Origin of the sequence: Shewanella sp. BJSY2023SW005 (genome assembly GCF_047314585.1) — a bacterium.
Taxonomy (GTDB): Bacteria; Pseudomonadota; Gammaproteobacteria; order Enterobacterales; family Shewanellaceae; genus Shewanella; species Shewanella algae.
The window spans coordinates 60,365-79,276 of the sequence record NZ_JBKORJ010000029.1 but is presented as its reverse complement, the minus strand read 5'-3'; the positions used below and the strand labels follow the sequence as shown (position 1 = coordinate 79,276).

The 18,912-nt window shown below is 53.0% G+C and carries 17 protein-coding genes and 8 tRNA genes; 7 read left to right on the top strand and 18 right to left on the bottom strand.

Annotation, left to right across the window (positions count from 1 at the left end):
• Positions 1 to 582: 582 nt before the first annotated feature.
• On the top strand, positions 583 to 2,535 hold the full coding sequence (gene acs, locus ACMHXI_RS09415) for an acetate--CoA ligase (RefSeq protein WP_044734647.1): 1,953 nt from the start codon (positions 583 to 585) through the stop codon (positions 2,533 to 2,535).
• A 449-nt stretch (positions 2,536 to 2,984) separates the two neighbouring features.
• Here the strand turns inward: acs and ACMHXI_RS09410 are convergent, their stop codons facing one another.
• The 17 genes from ACMHXI_RS09410 to ACMHXI_RS09330 form a co-directional block, all read right to left on the bottom strand.
• On the bottom strand, positions 2,985 to 4,154 hold the full coding sequence (locus ACMHXI_RS09410; protein WP_413734746.1) for a DcaP family trimeric outer membrane transporter: 1,170 nt from the start codon (positions 4,152 to 4,154) through the stop codon (positions 2,985 to 2,987).
• A 228-nt stretch (positions 4,155 to 4,382) separates the two neighbouring features.
• A tRNA-Lys gene (locus ACMHXI_RS09405) sits at positions 4,383 to 4,458 on the bottom strand.
• A gap of 19 nt (positions 4,459 to 4,477) precedes the next feature.
• Positions 4,478 to 4,553 (bottom strand) — tRNA-Lys (locus ACMHXI_RS09400).
• A gap of 28 nt (positions 4,554 to 4,581) precedes the next feature.
• Positions 4,582 to 4,657, bottom strand: a tRNA-Lys gene (locus ACMHXI_RS09395).
• Positions 4,658 to 4,691: 34 nt separating this feature from the next.
• Positions 4,692 to 4,767, bottom strand: a tRNA-Lys gene (locus tag ACMHXI_RS09390).
• Between the two features lie 29 nt (positions 4,768 to 4,796).
• Positions 4,797 to 4,872, bottom strand: a tRNA-Lys gene (locus ACMHXI_RS09385).
• Positions 4,873 to 4,909: 37 nt separating this feature from the next.
• Positions 4,910 to 4,985: transfer RNA gene (locus ACMHXI_RS09380), tRNA-Lys, on the bottom strand.
• A 35-nt stretch (positions 4,986 to 5,020) separates the two neighbouring features.
• Positions 5,021 to 5,096 (bottom strand) — tRNA-Lys (locus ACMHXI_RS09375).
• Positions 5,097 to 5,122: 26 nt separating this feature from the next.
• A tRNA-Lys gene (locus ACMHXI_RS09370) sits at positions 5,123 to 5,198 on the bottom strand.
• A 137-nt stretch (positions 5,199 to 5,335) separates the two neighbouring features.
• Positions 5,336 to 6,064 carry a tol-pal system protein YbgF gene (ybgF, locus tag ACMHXI_RS09365; RefSeq protein ID WP_025011957.1) on the bottom strand — a complete coding sequence of 243 codons (729 nt, stop codon included), beginning with the start codon at positions 6,062 to 6,064 and terminating at the stop codon, positions 5,336 to 5,338.
• A 26-nt stretch (positions 6,065 to 6,090) separates the two neighbouring features.
• On the bottom strand, positions 6,091 to 6,630 hold the full coding sequence (gene pal, locus ACMHXI_RS09360) for a peptidoglycan-associated lipoprotein Pal (RefSeq protein ID WP_025889363.1): 540 nt from the start codon (positions 6,628 to 6,630) through the stop codon (positions 6,091 to 6,093).
• Between the two features lie 24 nt (positions 6,631 to 6,654).
• Positions 6,655 to 7,980: a Tol-Pal system beta propeller repeat protein TolB gene (gene tolB / locus ACMHXI_RS09355; RefSeq protein WP_028781641.1), complete on the bottom strand. Its 1,326-nt coding sequence runs from the start codon at positions 7,978 to 7,980 to the stop codon at positions 6,655 to 6,657.
• A 9-nt stretch (positions 7,981 to 7,989) separates the two neighbouring features.
• The gene (gene tolA / locus ACMHXI_RS09350; protein ID WP_107353582.1) at positions 7,990 to 8,949 is read right to left on the bottom strand and encodes a cell envelope integrity protein TolA; all 960 of its coding nucleotides are present in this window, start codon (positions 8,947 to 8,949) and stop codon (positions 7,990 to 7,992) included.
• On the bottom strand, positions 8,950 to 9,387 hold the full coding sequence (tolR, locus tag ACMHXI_RS09345; RefSeq protein WP_025011954.1) for a protein TolR: 438 nt from the start codon (positions 9,385 to 9,387) through the stop codon (positions 8,950 to 8,952).
• Positions 9,384 to 10,073, bottom strand: a complete 690-nt coding sequence (gene tolQ / locus ACMHXI_RS09340) for a protein TolQ (protein WP_025011953.1) — start codon at positions 10,071 to 10,073, stop codon at positions 9,384 to 9,386. Before tolQ ends, tolR begins: the two co-directional genes overlap by 4 nt.
• Positions 10,063 to 10,464, bottom strand: a complete 402-nt coding sequence (ybgC, locus tag ACMHXI_RS09335; protein ID WP_025011952.1) for a tol-pal system-associated acyl-CoA thioesterase — start codon at positions 10,462 to 10,464, stop codon at positions 10,063 to 10,065. Before ybgC ends, tolQ begins: the two co-directional genes overlap by 11 nt.
• Positions 10,465 to 10,592: 128 nt before the next feature.
• On the bottom strand, positions 10,593 to 12,770 hold the full coding sequence (locus tag ACMHXI_RS09330) for a prolyl oligopeptidase family serine peptidase (protein ID WP_109248712.1): 2,178 nt from the start codon (positions 12,768 to 12,770) through the stop codon (positions 10,593 to 10,595).
• 553 nt (positions 12,771 to 13,323) lie between these two features.
• Here ACMHXI_RS09330 and ACMHXI_RS09325 point away from each other — a divergent pair.
• The 4 genes from ACMHXI_RS09325 (at position 13,324) to ACMHXI_RS09310 (ending at position 15,824) form a co-directional block, all read left to right on the top strand.
• Positions 13,324 to 13,752 carry a hypothetical protein gene (locus ACMHXI_RS09325; RefSeq protein ID WP_044734659.1) on the top strand — a complete coding sequence of 143 codons (429 nt, stop codon included), beginning with the start codon at positions 13,324 to 13,326 and terminating at the stop codon, positions 13,750 to 13,752.
• Between the two features lie 210 nt (positions 13,753 to 13,962).
• Positions 13,963 to 14,916 carry a LysR family transcriptional regulator gene (locus tag ACMHXI_RS09320; protein WP_342176998.1) on the top strand — a complete coding sequence of 318 codons (954 nt, stop codon included), beginning with the start codon at positions 13,963 to 13,965 and terminating at the stop codon, positions 14,914 to 14,916.
• Positions 14,917 to 15,093: 177 nt separating this feature from the next.
• Positions 15,094 to 15,483 (top strand): SMR family transporter, encoded by a 390-nt coding sequence (locus ACMHXI_RS09315; RefSeq protein ID WP_051472920.1) that lies wholly within the window; start codon positions 15,094 to 15,096, stop codon positions 15,481 to 15,483.
• An 11-nt stretch (positions 15,484 to 15,494) separates the two neighbouring features.
• Positions 15,495 to 15,824, top strand: a complete 330-nt coding sequence (locus ACMHXI_RS09310) for an SMR family transporter (RefSeq protein WP_144167743.1) — start codon at positions 15,495 to 15,497, stop codon at positions 15,822 to 15,824.
• A gap of 110 nt (positions 15,825 to 15,934) precedes the next feature.
• On the opposite strand, the gene upp is transcribed toward ACMHXI_RS09310, so the two are convergent.
• A complete protein-coding gene (gene upp / locus ACMHXI_RS09305; protein ID WP_028781646.1) occupies positions 15,935 to 16,561 on the bottom strand; it encodes a uracil phosphoribosyltransferase in 627 nt (208 codons plus the stop codon).
• Between the two features lie 260 nt (positions 16,562 to 16,821).
• Here upp and purM point away from each other — a divergent pair, with 260 nt between their 5' ends.
• Positions 16,822 to 17,859, top strand: coding sequence for a phosphoribosylformylglycinamidine cyclo-ligase (gene purM, locus ACMHXI_RS09300; protein WP_025011948.1), 1,038 nt, complete (start codon positions 16,822 to 16,824; stop codon positions 17,857 to 17,859).
• On the top strand, positions 17,859 to 18,503 hold the full coding sequence (gene purN, locus ACMHXI_RS09295) for a phosphoribosylglycinamide formyltransferase (RefSeq protein ID WP_025011947.1): 645 nt from the start codon (positions 17,859 to 17,861) through the stop codon (positions 18,501 to 18,503). Before purM ends, purN begins: the two co-directional genes overlap by 1 nt.
• Positions 18,504 to 18,912: the final 409 nt, after the last annotated feature.

Sequence of the window (18,912 nt, the reverse complement as noted above, 5' to 3'; positions counted from 1 at the left end):
CGCCGTATCCGTCGGCGACTGTTGTTATCCCGGCTAGATTACACCAGCCAATGGCTTTGATGAACCGCTGCCTTGGTCCACGTTTACGTTTTCCTTACTTTACAGAGGCTGAAACCCGGCGTTTTCAGGCGGCTTTCAATGCCCTGAAAAGCTAAGGAAGGTGCGAACAAGTCCCATGCGTGCTCTGTGTCGGCTTACGGGCATGGATGCAAGGCGTGGTTCGCAGCAAATGGCCTTAGTCCTTTGTAAGAAGCACAACACAGCAGGCAGGCCTGTAAGCCACGCCCTTCGGGGCTTACACAGCAACCGGCTCTCTGCGTTATCCGACTTCGACAGGCCCCGGCATGCCTTCAGTCAGATGCCTTGAACGCCAATTGCTGTGTAAGCCAGAGTGCCGCGAGGACTTATTCACACCTTCCCTAAAAAACGGCGCCGGCTCAAGCACTTCAAGCTGTTCGTTTTAAACGCAATAACCGGTTAATAAATAACATTTTTTCAGAACTAGACCAATGTCTAATAGAGACGGCACCGGCAAGCATCCCATACTTTGGCTCACGCATGACAAAAACAAAGGGAAGCCAAATGAGCACTCAGTCTCTTTATAAAGTGCCCGCAGCAATTGCGGCCAATGCACTGGTAAATGATGAAAAATATAAGAAAATGTACCAGGAGTCCGTGGTTAACCCCGAAGGTTTCTGGCGTGAACATGGAAAACGTATCGACTGGATCAAGCCCTATACCAAAGTCAAGAAAACCTCATTTGACGATCACAACCTGTCCATCAACTGGTTCTACGACGGCACACTGAACGCCTCGGCCAACTGCCTCGACCGCCATCTGGAAAAACTTGGCGACCAAACCGCCATCATCTGGGAAGGCGATGATGCCAAAGATCAACGCACCCTTAGCTACAGCCAGCTGCACACAGAAGTGTGCAAATTTGCCAACGCCCTCAAAAGCCAGGGCGTGCGCCGCGGTGACGTGGTCACCATGTATATGCCCATGGTGCCGGAAGCCGCCATCGCCATGCTGGCCTGTGCCCGCATCGGCGCCGTGCATTCCGTGGTATTTGGTGGTTTTTCCCCGGATTCCATCGCTTCACGTATCATAGATGGCCGCTCCAAGGTAATTTTGACCGCAGACGAAGGTCTGCGTGGTGGCCGGGCCATCCCACTCAAGCGCAACATCGACGAGGCGCTGGCCCATCCGGATGTCACCACGGTTGAGAAGGTGATAGTGCTCAAACGCACCGGCAATGATATCAACTGGGTCGATGGTCGTGATGTCTGGTGGGAATCGCTGACCGAAACCGCTTCCGAGCATTGCGAAGTGGAAGAGATGGGCGCCGAGGATCCATTGTTCCTGCTCTACACCTCAGGCTCTACCGGTAACCCCAAGGGTGTACTGCACACTACGGGCGGCTACATGGTGTACGCCTCTATGACCCACGAATATGTGTTCGACTACAAGCAGGGCGAAGTCTACTGGTGCACCGCAGATGTGGGCTGGATCACCGGCCACAGCTATATGATTTACGGCCCGCTGGCCAATGGCGCCACAGTGCTTATTCACGAAGGTGTGCCCAACTACCCAAGCCCTGCCCGCCTGGGCGAGATGATTGACCGCCATCAGGTCAACATACTCTACACGGCCCCCACGCTTATCCGTGCCCTGATGGCCGAAGGTAAGGAGCAATTTGACCAGTTTGACGGCAGCTCGCTGCGGATCATGGGCTCTGTGGGCGAACCCATCAACCCTGAGGCCTGGCGCTGGTATCACGAGGTCATAGGTCATGAGCATTGCCCGATTGTCGATACCTGGTGGCAAACCGAAACCGGCGGCATTCTTATCAGCCCGCTGCCCGGTGCAACGGACACCAAGCCTGGCTCGGCCACCCGTCCCTTCTTCGGGGTGCAACCTGCGCTGGTAGACAATATGGGCAATATTCTGGAAGGCGCTACCGAGGGCAACCTGGTGATGCTGGATTCCTGGCCGGGACAGATGCGCACGGTTTACGGTGATCATGAGCGCTTTGCCCTGACCTACTTCAAAACCTTCCGCGGCATGTATTTCACCGGTGACGGTGCCCGCCGTGATGAAGACGGCTACTACTGGATCACCGGCCGGGTCGATGACGTGATTAACGTCTCCGGTCACCGGTTGGGTACCGCCGAGATTGAAAGCGCACTGGTGGCGCACGATCTGGTGGCCGAGGCTGCGGTTGTGGGTTACCCCCATGACATCAAGGGCCAGGGGATCTACGCCTATGTCACGCTGACCAAGGGCATAGAAGCCACCGAAGAGCTGAGACAACAGCTGAGACAATGGGTGCGCAAAGAGATTGGCGCCCTGGCGACCCCGGATCTTATCCAATTCGCCGGCGGCCTGCCCAAGACCCGCTCCGGCAAGATCATGCGCCGCTTCCTGCGCAAGATTGCCGCCAACGAGATAACCAACCTTGGAGATGCATCAACTCTGGCCGACCCAGCCGTGATTGATACTCTGATTGAGTCGCGACTCAACCGTACAGAGTAAAAGCTTACTTCCTCCTATTGCCCCTCCTGGAGGGGCATTTTTTTACTTTCAGCTTGCCCCAGAATCGGCTTAAACGGGTTACCGACGTAAGCCGCTCATACATTTCAGGTACCTCTCCAGTTGACCCCGAAGCATTAACATGTGAAGAATGACTTCTCAAATGTTATCAATGGCATGAATAGCGAATTAGTGTTTGGCAAGCTCAGCGCAACGATAACCAACATAATGGGCCATTGCCTGCTTCTGGCGTTGATGAACCTCTATGACCGGAATTTGCAATGAAGGGGAACCATGTCATTCATTACAGCCCCTAAACCTTTGAGGCAGATTTCACAATTGCCTGATATTTAGGGCCAGAGTAAAAAAGCAAGCCACCCTGAGGTGGCTTGGCTAAGAGTATAAATAGGGAGTCACAAGTAGGGAGTCACAGCTCCCGGTCGCAACAAGGGTTAGAGCACGTATTTGGCCGAGAAGGTGACCCGGTTAAGCTCACCATCTGTGCCATTTTCCCGCTCGTTCTTGGCATACATATACTCTACCCCAAAGGTCAGTGCCTTCACCGGCGAGTAAAGCAGGTTGATATAACCTGAATAGGATTCCTTATTGGCGCTGCTTCCGGTCAGAGACACATCGTTATCGGCGCTGAAAGCAGACAAGGTAAAGCTTGAGCGCCACTGCTCGTTCCACCAATGACGATAAGACACAAAGCCTGAGTAGGATTCTATCGCCTGCAGGTCGTTGTTGTTGTCCAGTACCGCGCCATTGGCAAAGTTCAGCGCCACATAGCGGCCCAGGCCTTCGCCATAGGTGGCGGTGAAACGGATATCATCACGGCCCACAGGAATGATCCCGGCCACGCTGGCGCCATAGCCGAGCTCAGTGCTGTCTATATCCTGATTGGCGATACGGGTCTCAAGCTCGAGCTGCCTCAGCATCCCCATCACAGAGAAACTAGCGCCACCAGAGGTCTTGAAGTTATATCGGGCGATAAGATCCGGCATAACCCCATTGCCACTGGTGATCCGGCTGCCACCGCCATAGGGAGTAATGGTAGTTTCCGGGTTTTCAATGGCGATTTGAAAGCCACCATTGCTGTATCTCAGCTGCGCCTGACGGGCAAAGGGCGTACCTTCGGTGGCACCGACAAAGTCGAGGTTTTCCGGCAGTGCCCCCGGGTTCATAAAGGTGGTCCAGGTCTGGCCTATGGTCCAGTTGTCATAGCTGATAAAGGCGTGACGAATGCGCGGTGAATAGCTGTTGGATACCCGCTCATCACCATCGGTATGAGTCATGAAGTCCAGCTCAATAAAGCCGGTGAGAGTGTGGCCGTCGAGATCTGTTACCGTCTTGAAGTTAAAACGGGTTTCCCGCGCCTGGAAGTCGGTCACCTGATTGCCGTTGCCACCTACCCCATAGATGGCGCCGGGCACATAGAACTGGCGTGAGACGTTGTTGGAGTCGGGCGCGCCATTACTGTAATCGCTGAACATGATATCGGCCTTGAGATAGCCGCCAAACTGCACGTCAGTCTTTTCCAATACCGATGCCTGAACCGTCCCCAAACCACCCAGAGCCAGAAGGGTTGCAGCGCACACCCCGGTGAGTCTTGCTTGTTTCATCTTGGATTGTCTCCTTGTTGTTATGCCAATCCATCCGGCAAAAAACACAACGGCCAAGACAGATTGAGAAAGCAAGAAGCACTATCCGATGTTTAACAGAATTGAAACATTGGCAATAGGTCTATGAGACAAAAGTAGAAAAGTATTGGCTAAATTAGCTTGGATATCAAAGCGAATCGACTGAAGCTGGATATTGGTGAGCTTGGCGTTTTCAAGCGGAGTTCTGGATGGTGGGTCGTGAAGGATTCGAACCTTCGACCAATTGGTTAAAAGCCAACTGCTCTACCGACTGAGCTAACGACCCATACAGATTGAGCATTCAGTGGTGGGTCGTGAAGGATTCGAACCTTCGACCAATTGGTTAAAAGCCAACTGCTCTACCGACTGAGCTAACGACCCACTGAATGTTGTGGTCTATCTTTCCTGATGGTGGGTCGTGAAGGATTCGAACCTTCGACCAATTGGTTAAAAGCCAACTGCTCTACCGACTGAGCTAACGACCCGCAGGAAGATCTACCTTTGCAGCACGCTGAGAAATGGTGGGTCGTGAAGGATTCGAACCTTCGACCAATTGGTTAAAAGCCAACTGCTCTACCGACTGAGCTAACGACCCATCTGGGTGTCACCCTATTCTCAGGCAAGTGGTGGGTCGTGAAGGATTCGAACCTTCGACCAATTGGTTAAAAGCCAACTGCTCTACCGACTGAGCTAACGACCCACGGATATACTGCCAGATTGTTTGATTTGGATTGCGATGGTGGGTCGTGAAGGATTCGAACCTTCGACCAATTGGTTAAAAGCCAACTGCTCTACCGACTGAGCTAACGACCCGACATTGACTGCCGAGGCAGACCGCAATAAATCAGTGGTGGGTCGTGAAGGATTCGAACCTTCGACCAATTGGTTAAAAGCCAACTGCTCTACCGACTGAGCTAACGACCCACTAAAAGGTTTACGAAACATGAAGTTGGTGGGTCGTGAAGGATTCGAACCTTCGACCAATTGGTTAAAAGCCAACTGCTCTACCGACTGAGCTAACGACCCATTCAAGTTTCGCCTCAGCAGGCCATGCCGTGCTGAGGGCGCCTATAATACCGCTTTGTGATTCTCATGCAAGTGTAAATTCCCGATTTTTTGTTGTTTGCATGAAAAACAAACTGGGCGGATGTTTTTTAGTTAAATCATGGTTTAATTGCCGCCAATTGCTGCTGTGCAATCCTTGCTGCAGCGCTGTTTGCGTACTGTTTCACCACTTGCTGATAGTAGTTCTTTGCCGCCGTTTTATCGCCGGTTTTTTCGGCAATCAGCCCAAGTTTAACCAGACTGTCGGCCCGCTTACCCGATTCTTTGAAGTTATCGACCACATTGGCAAAAGCGGTTTTGGCTTCGGCAAATTCATTCTTATTATAGAGCAGTTGGCCAAGCCAATAGTTGGCGTTATCGGCAAAGCCCGAATTGGGGTACTGCTTGATAAAGTCACGAAATGCCGGAATTGCTGCGTCGTACTGGCGCTCTTTCAGTACCAGATCGACCGCCCTTTGATAGCTGTCGGTCTCGGACAAAGACGAACTGGCCACCACATTGGATGGAGTTTGGCTGACGGCGGGCGCTGCAGGCTTGCTTTGCAGGTTGGCGATTTCGTCATAGAGCTGGCGCTGACGCTGCAACATCTGGTTTATCTGATAGTTCTGTTGTTCGGTCAGGCCTCGGAGTTCCAGCACCTCCTGCTGCAGAGTATCCATTCTGCGCATGGTCTCAAACTCAGCTTGCTGACGGGCCTTGATGATCCGCTCAAGGCGGGCGATGCGATCCTCACTGGAACCGCCGCCAATGTCTTCAACGGGCGCTGGGGCCGCATAAGCGACCCCAGTTCCCAGAAGCATGGCCGTGATGATAACGGCTTTCTTCATTCTTCAATGTCCCTCTAATGCCGGGATCAGTACACCAGCACAGCGCGACGGTTCTTGGCAAAACCTTCGTCTGTGTGGCTCATATCCAGAGGCTTCTCTTCACCATAGCTGACAATGCTCATCTGGCTTGGCAGTACCCCCATACCCTGCAGGTACTTGGCTACAGCCTTGGCGCGGCGCTCACCCAGAGCTATGTTGTACTCCGGAGTACCACGCTCGTCGGCGTGGCCTTCGATCAACACGCGTACGTTAGGATGTTCAACCAGATAAGTACCGTGGGCTTCCAGAATTTCAGCAAATTCTGTCTGCACTTCACTGCGGTCAAAATCAAAGTAGATGATGTGTTCTTTACGCAGTTCCTGGAACTTGAGGCGCTGCTGCTCTTCCGGGCTCAAAACCGGATTGGCGCCACCGATTTCCACGCCGCCGGCACCATTGCCGTACTCGCTACCGGAAGTTGTCGAACCGCTGGCGTCCGTTTCTGATTCTGAAGTTGAGCTACAGGCACCCAGAGCCAGTAATGGCGCAGCGATTACGATTGCCTTAAACAACTTGTTGAGATCCATCATGTTATCCTTCTGAAATATAAGTTATAGAAACGGTGACCAAGCGGGTGATTTCACCTCACCCTGTCCCACTGGCAACCGCGCCTTGAAACGGCCATCGACAGATACCGCTGCCAGCACCTGCTTGCCGTTATAGGTGGTGCCATAAATCACCATGGTGCCGTTAGGGGCAACGCTGGGTGATTCATCGAGCCGGGTTGAGGTCAACACCTGCATAAAACGCGTCTGCAGATCCATACGGGCAATATTGTATTTGCCGTTGGTTCTGTTGACGAAAATCATACTGCGGCCATCAGGGGTCACAGTCCCCCCCAGGTTCCACTCGCCTTCAAATGTCAGGCGGGTCACCTTGCCTGAGGCCAACTCTACCTGATATAGCTGGGGCCTGCCACCCCGCTCGGAGGTGAACAGCAGCGACTTGCCATCGGGGAACCAAGTGGCTTCAGTATCAATGGCATAGTGGTTGGTGATCCGCTTGAGCGCACCTGTCGCAATATCCACCACGTAGACTTCAGGTTGGCCATCACGGGACAGAGTCACCGCCAGCTTGCTGCCATCGGGCGAGAAGCTCGGCGAACCGTTGATACCGGGGAAGCTGGTAACCTTGGTACGGCTTTGGCTATAGATATCCTGGACAAATACTTCGGCCTTTTTGTTTTCGAAACTGACATAAGCCAGCTTGCGCCCGTCCGGAGACCAGGCAGGAGACATCAAAGGCTCAGGCGAGCGCAGCAACATCTGTTCATTGTAGCCGTCGTAGTCGGCAATCATCAGACGGTAGGGATTCTTCTCCTGGTGATTAACCACCACATAGGCGATACGAGTCAAAAAGGCGCCGCGGATCCCGGTCAGCTTCTCGTAGACTATATCGCTGATCCTGTGACCATACTGGCGGAACTGTGCTTCGCTGATAACGGTTTCGCGGCTATCCAGCAAGAGTTCGCTGCGGGACTGAGGACCACCGGACTGCATCTGCGCCTTCACCAGATCCACCAAATCAAAGCTCACCAGATACTTACCGGCGCCATAGGGTTTCACATAACCCATCACCACGGCTTCGGCAGAGACATTTTTCCAGGCGGCGGCATTGAATTCGTCCATCTTGCTGATGGCGCGCTGACCCAATGACAATTCATCCAGTGGCTTGAAGGTACCGCTGCGGGTTAAATCGGACATCACCACATCCGAAATCGACTCTGGGGCCGGTCCAGTGCCCTGCCAGACAAATGGCACCACGGCGATGGGACGCGCGGCGTCCACCCCTTCGGTGATCACTATATCCAGTGCCGCCTTTGCCGGCAGCACCAGCACAGCCAGCAAACAGATAAGACTCTTGGCAATTCGTTTCATGGGGCTCCCTTAGTTGAATTCCGGTCTGACTTCTAAATTAATCTCTTTCATCAGTTGATACACATCAGGCTCCTGGGAAACCGGCAAACGCCCGGCCTTGTTGATGGCGGCCTTGGCGGCGCGACATACCACAGGATCCCCTTCGATGATCTGGCTGTTGGTGACAAAGCCGTCTTTGGCCAGACGCACCTTGACCTTACAGACTTTACCCCGCATAGACTCATCCACCACCAGATTGCGCTGAATAGTGGCGGTGATCATCGCCCGGTAACGGTCGACTTCACTCATAACCTGACGATTACGGGTAGCAGACAAGGCGGCTTGCTCGGCGGCCAGCGCATCGGCCAACTCCTGCTCCTGACGGCGACGGGCCTCTTCCTCGGCCTTGCGTTTACGCTCGGCTTCTTCTTTGGCCTTTCGCTCAGCTTCTTTGCGTTTTCGCTCCTCTTCCGCTTTTTTGGCGGCGGCTTCTTCAGCCTTACGTTTCTGCTCTGCCTTAAGAGCAGCCTCTTCGGCTTCCTTACGCTGTTGCTCCTTGGCCTTACGCTCGGCCTCGGCCTTCTGGGCCTTTTCTTTCTCCTGCTGCTCTTTCAGCTTGGCAGCCTTGGCAGCATCGGCAGCTTTCTGGGTTTCCAGCTCTTTTTGCTTGCGCTCGACTTCCAGTTTGCGGATCCGTTCCTGCTCCTGCTCACGGGCCTTTTTGGCTTCATTGGCCTTGCGATCCAGCTCCTGCTGCCGCTCGCGCTCACGGCGCTCGGCGGCGGCCTTGTCCTGTTTCAGCTTCTGGACATAGTCATCCACTTTCTGCTGATCGACCACCACTGCCTGCACAGGCGCAGACTGAGCCTGTGGTGTCGGCAATTTGGGTTTGTCCTGAAAGTCCACGCCCATGGCCAGAATCGCAATAACCCCGATATGCAGCACAGCTGAGATGATAAAGGGGACAGTAAAATCAGATTTCCCAGCCACTTACTTCTCCTCTGGCGAATCTGTCATCAAACCGACCGAAGGCACGCCGGCATTTTGCAGCGACACCATCAGTTGGATTACCCGCTCGTAGGGAATGGCGCGATCGCCCTTGACCACCACGGGGCGATCCGGCTCCATCTTGATGATGGCGCTAACCCGGGTGCTGATCTCTTCCAGATCCAGCACTTCATTATTGGGTGAGCCACCCAAGTCGAGAAAATACTCACCCTCGGCATTGATGGAGGCCACCACAGGCGGCTTGCTGTCGGCGGGCAGCGGCTCGGCCTTACCCTGAGGCAAGTCCACTTTCACCCCCTGAGTCACAATCGGCGCCGTCACCATAAAGATGATCAGCAGCACCAACATCACGTCGATATAGGGCACCACATTGATTTCAGCGACGGGGCGACGACGCTTGCGCTGATATCCCTGCATCATACGGCTTCCTTATCGCTGTATGCCTGACGATGCAATATGCCCGAGAACTCTTCCATAAAGTTGGCGTAGGAAGACTCGACCTTTTCCACCTGAGTGGAGAATCTGTTATAGGCGATAACCGCAGGAATAGCGGCGAACAGGCCCATGGCGGTAGCGATAAGCGCTTCGGCAATACCCGGTGCCACCATGGCCAGAGTGGCATTTTCAACCGCGCCCAAGGCGATAAAGGAGTTCATGATCCCCCAAACTGTACCAAACAGGCCGATATAGGGACTGGTGGAGCCTATGGTTGCCAAGAGTGGCAGATGGGTTTCCAGCTTATCCAACTCTTTGGAGAGGGAGATCCGCATGGCGCGATAGCTGCCATCCATAATGGCTTCTGGCACCCGGCCGTTCAGTTTCGACAGGCGGGCGTATTCCTTAAAGCCGGATACGAACATGGACTCAAGCCCTGAGTTACTTTCCTGGCGCGCCGACAGCTCCTGGTACAAACGATTGAGATCCACACCGGACCAAAACTTCTCTTCGAAGCGTTCGGCATTTTGCCTGGCCGCTTTCAGGAGTTTGCGCCTCTGGATTATCACAGCCCAGGACGCGATAGACAGAGACAATAAGGTGAGCATCACCAGTTTTACCAACAGACTGGCCTGCATGAACAATCCAATAAACGAAATCTCAGCTTCCACCTTTTTTAAACTCCTGCAATATGTGTTGGGGAATGGCTAATGGCCGCATGCGCTCGAGCGAAATACAGGCAACCAGAATACTGGCTGCGCAATAACACTCACCCTCGGCATCTACCAGGCGCTGTTCAAACACCAAAGATGCCCGCTTCACTTCTGAGACACGGGTTTCCACCCAAAGGTTCTGCTCAAATCGCGCCGCCTTGCAGAAATCCAGCTCGGCGTGGCGTACCACAAAGGCGATATCCTGCTGCAACAGGGCGGTTTGGCTCACCGACATAGACCTGAGCCACTCACTTCGGGCTCTTTCAAAAAATTTCAAATAGTTGGAATGGTAAACCACCCCACCCGCGTCTGTGTCTTCATAATAGACAGTGATAGGCCAACGAAACATGCTTCCACTTGCTTTTAATGCGCCAAAAGTGAGGCCTACTATACCTTATCCACAATCCGCTTGTGAATGGCGGAAAAAGCAAAGGGGCCCGCAGGCCCCAGTTTATTTTTTCAAGGCTTAACTTAAGCTTAACCGTCGATTTTGCTCGGCAGGGTCAAGCCAAAGTTGTGCCACAGGAAGGTGAAGATATCCGCCGCTTCATCTATCTTCATCGCCGTGGGTTTACCGGCGCCGTGACCGGCATTGGACTCGATACGCATGATAACCGGCTGATCCCCCTGCTGCTTGGCCTGCATCATGGCGGCAAACTTGAAGCTGTGCAGCGGCACCACCCTGTCGTCATGATCGGCTGTCATCACCATGGTCGCAGGATAAGCCTGAGACTTGACGTTGTGATATGGCGAGTAAGCCAGCAACGCCGGGAACTGCTCGGCATTGTCGGCACTGCCGTATTCACTGGTCCAGGCCCAGCCTATGGTGAACTTGTGGAATCTGAGCATATCCAGTACCCCTACGGCGGGCAACACTGCGGCAAACAGATCCGGTCTTTGGGTTACGGCGGCCCCCATCAACAAACCACCGTTACTGCGGCCATAGGCGCCAAGCTTGCTCTTGTTGGTATAGCCTTGGTCCAGCAGGTATTCGGCAGCGGCAAAATAGTCGTCAAACACATTTTGCTTCTTGTCGAACATACCGGCCTGATGCCAGCTCTCACCATATTCGGCGCCGCCACGCAGGCTGGGCACAGCATAGATGCCGCCCATATCCAACCAGGCGATATTGGCCGGGCTGAATCTTGGGGTCATGGAGATGGCAAAACCACCATAGGCGTACAGGAGTGTCGGGTTGGTGCCGTCTTTCTTCAGCCCTTTCTTGTAAGACAGCATCATGGGCACCTTGGTACCGTCCTTGCTGGTGTAGAACACCTGCTCGGATACATAATCATCCGGATTGAAGGCGATTTTAGGGCTCTGGTACAGCTCGGACTCACCTGTCTTGAAGTCAAACTTATAGGTGGTCTGCGGCTGCACATAACTGTTGAAGGTGTAATAGAAGTAGTCTTTGCTGCGCTTGCCGTATGGACCGGCAATCTTGCCTTTGCCCGGCAGAGTCACGTCCTGGCGTTTGACGCCGCCCATGGAGTAGATGGACAGCTGTCCCAGCACATCATGCAGTGAGCTCACCACCAGATGATCATTGATGATACCGACACTGGCGATAGGATCCTTTGTCTCAGGGATCACTGTCTTCCAGTCTTTTTTGGCCGGGCGGCGCAAATCTATGGCAATCACTTTGCCGTTGGGGGCATCGAGATCTGTCTTGAAATAGAACACTGACTTGTCGTTGCCGATAAAGCTGTACTCGGCTTCCAACTCGGAAATCAGCTCGACCACTTCCGCTTTTGGATCTTTGAGTGACTTATAGAAGAAGCGGTTGCGGCTGTCGGTCCCTTGAGAGATGGACAGCAGCAGATAGTCACCGTCTTCAGAAACACCGATACCAAAGCCCCAGTCCTTGTTTTGTGGCCTTTCATAAACCAGCTTGTCCTGGCTCTGATCTGTGCCCAGCTTATGGTAGTAAACCTTTTGGTTGAAGTTGACATCGGCCATCTTGTCACCGCCGGCCGGGGCATCATAGCGGGCATAGAATACGCCTTCGTTGGCATGATCCCACACGGCAGAGGAGAACTTGATCCACTCCAGTTTGTCGCTGAGCAGTTTGCCGCTGGCAATATCCATAAACTGCCACTGTTGCCAGTCGGAGCCGGACTCGGAGACACCATAGGCCAGCACCTTGCCATCGTCACTCACTGACACGCCGGACAGGGCAACTGTGCCCTTGTCGGAGAAAGCGTTGGGATCCAGCAACACCTTCTCATTCCCCTGCTTGTCTTTGACATAGAGCACTGACTGGGCCTGCAGGCCGTCGTTGCGGTAATAGAAGGTGTTGTCACCCTTTTCAAAGGGGGCAGAGATTTTTTCGTAGTTCCACAGGGTGGTGATCCTGTCGACTACCGCCTGCTTGTTGGGGATAGCCGACAGATACTCCTGTCCGTAAGCTTGCTGAGCCTTAACCCAGGCTTCGGTTTCCGGGGTGCTTTCTTCCAGGTGACGATAAGGATCGGCAACCTGAACACCGTGAATATTTTCAACCAGCACTTCGGCGCGGGTCGCCGGATACTGGGACTTAACGGCAGCCAGCGAGCTCTGGCCATTTGGGGTATCTGTGCTCTGGCAGGCGCCGAGCGCCAGGCTCAAGCCTACAGCCAACAGCATAGGGCGAGCCAATTTTGTAGTTATTGTCATGGAAACTTCCTGTCCGACTAAATAAAGAGGCGTACAGCGGCGTTTTAGCAAAAAATGCAAACGCAGCGACTTGCAAAGTACTATACAAGCAAAAAAAACCGACACAATCGTCAAATGACAATCTGTGCAAGGATTGAACAATGACAAATGTTAATAAAACGGCAACAAGGATTAATTATATAAATTGCAGATTTATGCACCCACATTGAGTAAAGAAGCGAAACACGGGCTATAAGTGCATTTACGTGACCTGCATCACCTTTGTGACATTAGTTTTACTTATCTCATGACGTAGTTTTTCTCGCTTGTTGCTGACACATTCTGTCACTAAAATATGCCTCGTTTTCAGGAAGTATTTACCCCGGTAAATATGAAAACCAAGAACTTCAAAACTGTTGTGTAGTTTTCATGGCAGTTTTCCCTGGTTCTTATGCTTGACTTCCTTCCTTCAATTTGTTGATTGCAATGATTTAATTTTTGCGGCCCGCTTGTTTCAAGTGGGCTTTTTTTTATGTTTTAATCGCCACCTTTCCCAAAGACAACAAGGACCCGTATGTCACTGCTGCGTATATTGCTTGCTTACCTGTTACTGCTGGTCGGCGCTTTTTCAACTTATGTCTGTATTTTTGGTGCCTTCCAGAGCCTGCCGGAGCAACAACCGGCAAAATACTTTATGGTTATCTTCGGCGCCTTGCTGGCGGCTGTCAGCCTCACCCTCGCCGGTTTTCTCAACCGCCGCCGTAACTGGTGCCGCTCCAGCGGTATCGCCTTGTTGGCGGCTGCAGGTTTGGCGCTTTTGATCATAGTGTCCGATGCATCATACAGAGACACGGCCCAGTTGCCGCCAATGATCGCCTTAAACGATTATACGGTCGGTGGACCCGTGGTTATTTTGGTGCTGATACTCGGCGGCTTGCTGCTGTGGCAAGGTCTCAAGCAGGCCCGAAAGCCAGTAGAAGAACTCAGTAAAGAAACTGAGTAATCAAAGCGTTGCTCTGAACGGGACATTAGCCAAGCGCCAAAGTCAGCCGATGTAACCCCACAGGCGCTTAGAGCGTTAAGCTGTGTTACTCTCGAGTCACCTGCAATCATTGCCGTGAGCAACACAGAAGCCATGGCAAACTTTGATGTTTTATCTTGTGCCGCGCGCTCTTATACAGTGGCGCCAGCCGCAAACAGGGGTGATAGATAAATGGCTCATGAACTGGATACTCTGGATCTCAATCTGATGCGCCTGCTTAAGGCGGTTGTCGACAATCGCAGTATCAAGTTGGCCGCCATGCAACTTGGGATCTCTCAGCCCAGCGCCAGCCGGGGTGTAATGCGCCTGAAGCAAACCTTCCAGGATCCCCTGTTTGTCCGTAAACCCCATGGTGTAGAGCCCTCTCCCATGGCGCTGCGCCTGGCAGAAGAGTTTGACAATATTCTGGCCCCTATCGAGAAAGTCCTGCTGGAGTTCGAAGACTTCAGCGCCGACACCTACACAGGGCAAATAGCCATAGTGACAGATCCCTACCTGATGGATGAACAGGGACAAAGATTGCTGCAAAGCTGTCACCGGGCCTTTCCCAAAGCCAGCTTCACCTTTTCCAGCTGGAATGGTTACAGCCATGATGAGATGCTCGAAGGCATACATGACTATTGTATTTTGGATCAGGAAACCGAGCTGTCCAAGGATATCTATATGCGGCCGCTGTTCACCGAAAAACGGGTGATCCTGGCACGCAAAAATCATCCGCTGCTCGGCGATGAAAATGATTGGCAGACAGTGTCCACGCTGCCGATAGTCTCCCTGCCTGCACCGGCCTCCTACAATCCGCAATGCACTGTGGAGTCAGAGTATCAGCGTATGGGTTATCAGCCCCATGTGCTGCTCAAGTCCTACAATCTTAGGGTCGCCTGCCAGATGTTGCTGGAAACCGACGCCATCATGTACGCCAGTCAAGGCACTGCCAGGTTGATGCCGGAGCTGGCCTCCTTCCCCATGCCCCAGGTCAATCGGGAGTTCAGCCACTTCGTGGTGTCCGGCGGCTTTTTGCAGACCTACCGTAATCACCCGCTGCACCGGCATCTTCACAAGGTAATGCAAGACACCTTTCGGCCATCGCAAGCGTCTGTCCAGACTGAAACAGATATTCAAAAGTGAATATCTCAATTACCTACCAACCCAAAAATTGACCGGTTAACCTAGTGGCGTAAGTTTGGAATTGCTACTTAATTTTGTTGTTACTCCGTTTTTCATCACTTATCTGGCCAGATAGTTCCGGGTGTAATGCGCAATTCTCCGTTATGCATATTTTTAATTTCATGTAGAAGGTGAATTATGATCCTTGCACGCGTATTTCTATTGTTTGCGATTTCCGCCGAAGTGGCGGGTACCAGTACCATGAACCTGCTGGGGCCCGAAGGCTCAATCTGGGGCTACCTGTTGATGTACCTCTTGATTGGTGTGTCATACTTCTTTTTATCACTGGCGGCGAAGAAGATTGCCATAGGCGTGGCTTATGCGGTTTGGGAAGGTTTGGGCATAGCCCTGATCACCCTGGTATCCATGCTGCTGTTTGACTCCAGGCTCAACCCACAGGAGCTTGCCGGACTGGCCTTGGCCATCCTGGGTATAGTGCTGGTGACTCTGGGCGAGAGCCATGAAGGTGATAAAACCAAAGTTCAGGATACCGGCTTAGGAGCAAACAGCACCGCCGGTAGCCTGTAACGGAGGCGAACATGAACCAGTTTCTGACGCTCTCCTTTGGCTATGTGGTGCTGGCCGCCTTGATTGATATTGCCGCCAATATGGCGCTCACCCGCTCCAATGGGTTCAAGCGTAAATTGTGGGGCGCGCTGGCAATCCTGCTGGTGCTGAGCGCTTTTACTCTGCTGGCACAGGCAGTGAAAGAGATAGACTTGGCGATCGCCTACGCCTCCTGGGGCGCCATAGGCATTTTGGGAACGGCTATCGGCGGCGCCTTGCTGTTCAAACAAAGACTCAAGCCCATAGACTGGGTCGGCATAGCCGTGGTTATCGCCGCGGTTATCACCATGAAAACCGCCTAAGATCAGAAGGAATAAGTAAGGTCGAAATAAGCAAAAAGGCGCCTGAGGGCGCCTTTCTTATGCTCACTCTTTTATTAAAAACAATAAAGAGTTGTGCTCACTAAAGAGACTTATTTGGTACCGAAAATCTTGTCACCGGCATCACCCAGACCAGGCAGGATATAGCCCTTATCGTTCAGGCACTTATCGACAGACGCCGTGTAGAGTTCAATATCAGGATGCGCCTCTTCCAGTGCCTTGACGCCTTCAGGAGCCGCAACCAATACCAGCGCCTTGATATGCTTACAACCACGCTTTTTCAGCAAGTCTATGGTGCAAATCATGGAGCCGCCGGTAGCCAGCATAGGGTCAACTACCAGTGCCAAACGCTCTTCCATATCGCTGGCGAGTTTCTCGAAATAAGGCACAGGCTCCAGGGTTTCTTCGTCACGGTAAACACCGACGACAGAAATGCGGGCACTGGGAATGTTCTCCAGCACGCCGTCCATCATGCCAAGACCGGCACGCAGAATAGGCACTACAGTCACCTTCTTGCCTTTAATCTGCTCCACTTCAACGGGACCGTTCCAGCCCTCAATGGTCACAGTTTCGGTTTCCAAACCTGCGGTTGCCTCGTAGGTTAACAGGCTGCCAACCTCGGCGGCGAGCTCACGAAAACGCTTGGTGCTGATCTCAGCTTCGCGCATCAAACCGATTTTGTGGCGTACCAGCGGGTGTTTAACCTCGACAACTTTCATTCTTTTTCTCCTGATCTTGCGGGCGGGACGAGCAATCAGACTGGCGGCTCCCGGCGTGAAGAGCACAAACCAGCCGGATTTGGGCAAATTTCTGAGATTTTAGTTGATTTGTTCCGGCGGTAAAACAGAAAGTTTTATAAATCTGGTAAATCGTGACTTATATCCCTATGAATAAAGTGCAATCTTGGCTTTCGACCCCCCCGGCAAACTGCTAGAATAGCGCCGCATAAAATCCATAACGATGTACCCGAGAGGATCAAGTGAGTACCCCTACCCCACTGAGCTATAAAGACGCCGGTGTCGATATCGATGCAGGCAACGCACTCGTCAATAACATCAAGTCCGTAGTCAAACGCACTCACCGTCCTGAAGTCATGGGCAACCTGGGCGGTTTTGGCGCCCTGTGTGAACTGCCAACCAAATACAAGCACCCTGTGCTGGTTTCCGGTACCGATGGCGTGGGCACCAAACTGCGCCTGGCCATTGACTTCAAAAAGCATGACACTGTCGGTATCGACCTGGTGGCCATGTGTGTCAACGACCTGCTGGTACAAGGGGCCGAGCCGCTGTTTTTCCTCGACTACTATGCTACCGGCAAGCTGGACGTCAATGTGGCGACCGATGTGGTCACAGGTATCGGCGAAGGCTGCTTCCAATCCGGTTGTGCCCTGATCGGTGGTGAAACCGCCGAAATGCCCGGCATGTACGAAGGCGCTGACTATGATCTGGCCGGTTTCTGTGTCGGTGTGGTGGAAAAAGAAGCCATCATCGACGGCAGCAAGGTACAGGCCGGTGATGCACTGATAGCCCTGGGCTCCAGTGGTCCTCATTCCAACGGTTACTCACTGATCCGTAAAGTCCTGGAAGTCAGCCAGGCCGACCCACAGCAAGATCTGGACGGCAAGCCGCTTATCGATCACTTGCTGGAACCGACCCGCATCTATGTCAAACCTTTGCTGGAACTGCTGGAAAAACATCCGGTTCACGCCATGGTACACATCACAGGCGGCGGTTTCTGGGAAAACATTCCAAGGGTACTGCCAGAAAATGCCAAGGCCGTTATCCAGGGCGAGTCCTGGCAGTGGCCCAGCGTATTCAACTGGCTCAAGCAAGCCGGTAATATCACAGAACATGAAATGTACCGCACCTTTAACTGTGGTGTCGGTATGATAGTTGCCCTGCCTCAGGCTGAAGCCGCCGCCGCCATTGAGCTACTCAAGGCCAAAGGTGAAAACGCCTGGCAGATAGGCACTATCGCCAATCGTACTCAACAAGAAGAGCAAGTGGAGATCCTTTAATGCAGGAGAGTTGTCGCATATTGGTAATGATTTCGGGCAATGGCAGTAATTTGCAGGCTGTTATCGACAGCTGTGATAGCAAGATGCCAGGGCGCGTGGTCGGAGTGATCAGCAACAAGGCTGATGCCTATGGTCTGATCCGGGCCCATCATGCCGAAATAGACACCAGTTGCGTCATCGCCCGCAAAGAGGAGTCCCGCGCCCAATACGATGCCAGACTGCAGGCGGCTATCGACAGATATCAGCCCGACCTCATCGTATTGGCCGGCTTTATGCGTATTCTCAGTGATGAGCTGGTCAGCCGTTACCAGGGCAAGATGCTCAATATCCACCCGTCACTGCTGCCCAAGTATCCTGGATTGGATACCCACAAGCGCGCCATCGAAGCCGGTGACAGCGAACATGGCGCCAGTGTTCATTTCGTTATCCCGGCACTGGACAGTGGCCCTGTGATTTTGCAGGCCAAGGTACCTGTGTTTGCCGATGACACAGTGGAAACTCTGGCGGCCAGGGTGCACGAGCAGGAACACGCCATCTACCCGATAGTGGTGCGCTGGTTCTGCCAGGGTCGGCTGAAGATGGTTGACGGTAAGGCCTGGCTCGACGATGAAGCCATCGGCCCCAACGGCTACGCCCCGGACTGATCTCTGAGTAAACTTAGGGAAGGTGCGAATAAGTCCTCGCGGCACTCTGGCTTACACAGCAATTGGCGTTCAAGGCATCTGACTGAAGGCATGCCGGGGCCTGTCAAAGTCGGATAACGCAGAGAGCCGGTTGCTGTGTAAGCCCCGAAGGGCGTGGCTTACAGGCCTGCCTGCTGTGTTGTGCTTCTTACAAAGGACTAAGGCCATTTGCTGCGAACCACGCCTTGCATCCATGCCCGTAAGCCGACGCAGAGCACGCATGGGACTTGCTCGCACCTTCCTTAGGTTGATTAATTCAGCAAAAAGGAGCCATACGGCTCCTTTTTTCATTCCAACAATGGCTATTACGGCTGTGGCGCAAGCTTGACTCTCCGCTTAATTTACCCGGATATGACGCTCCGTTACCGGC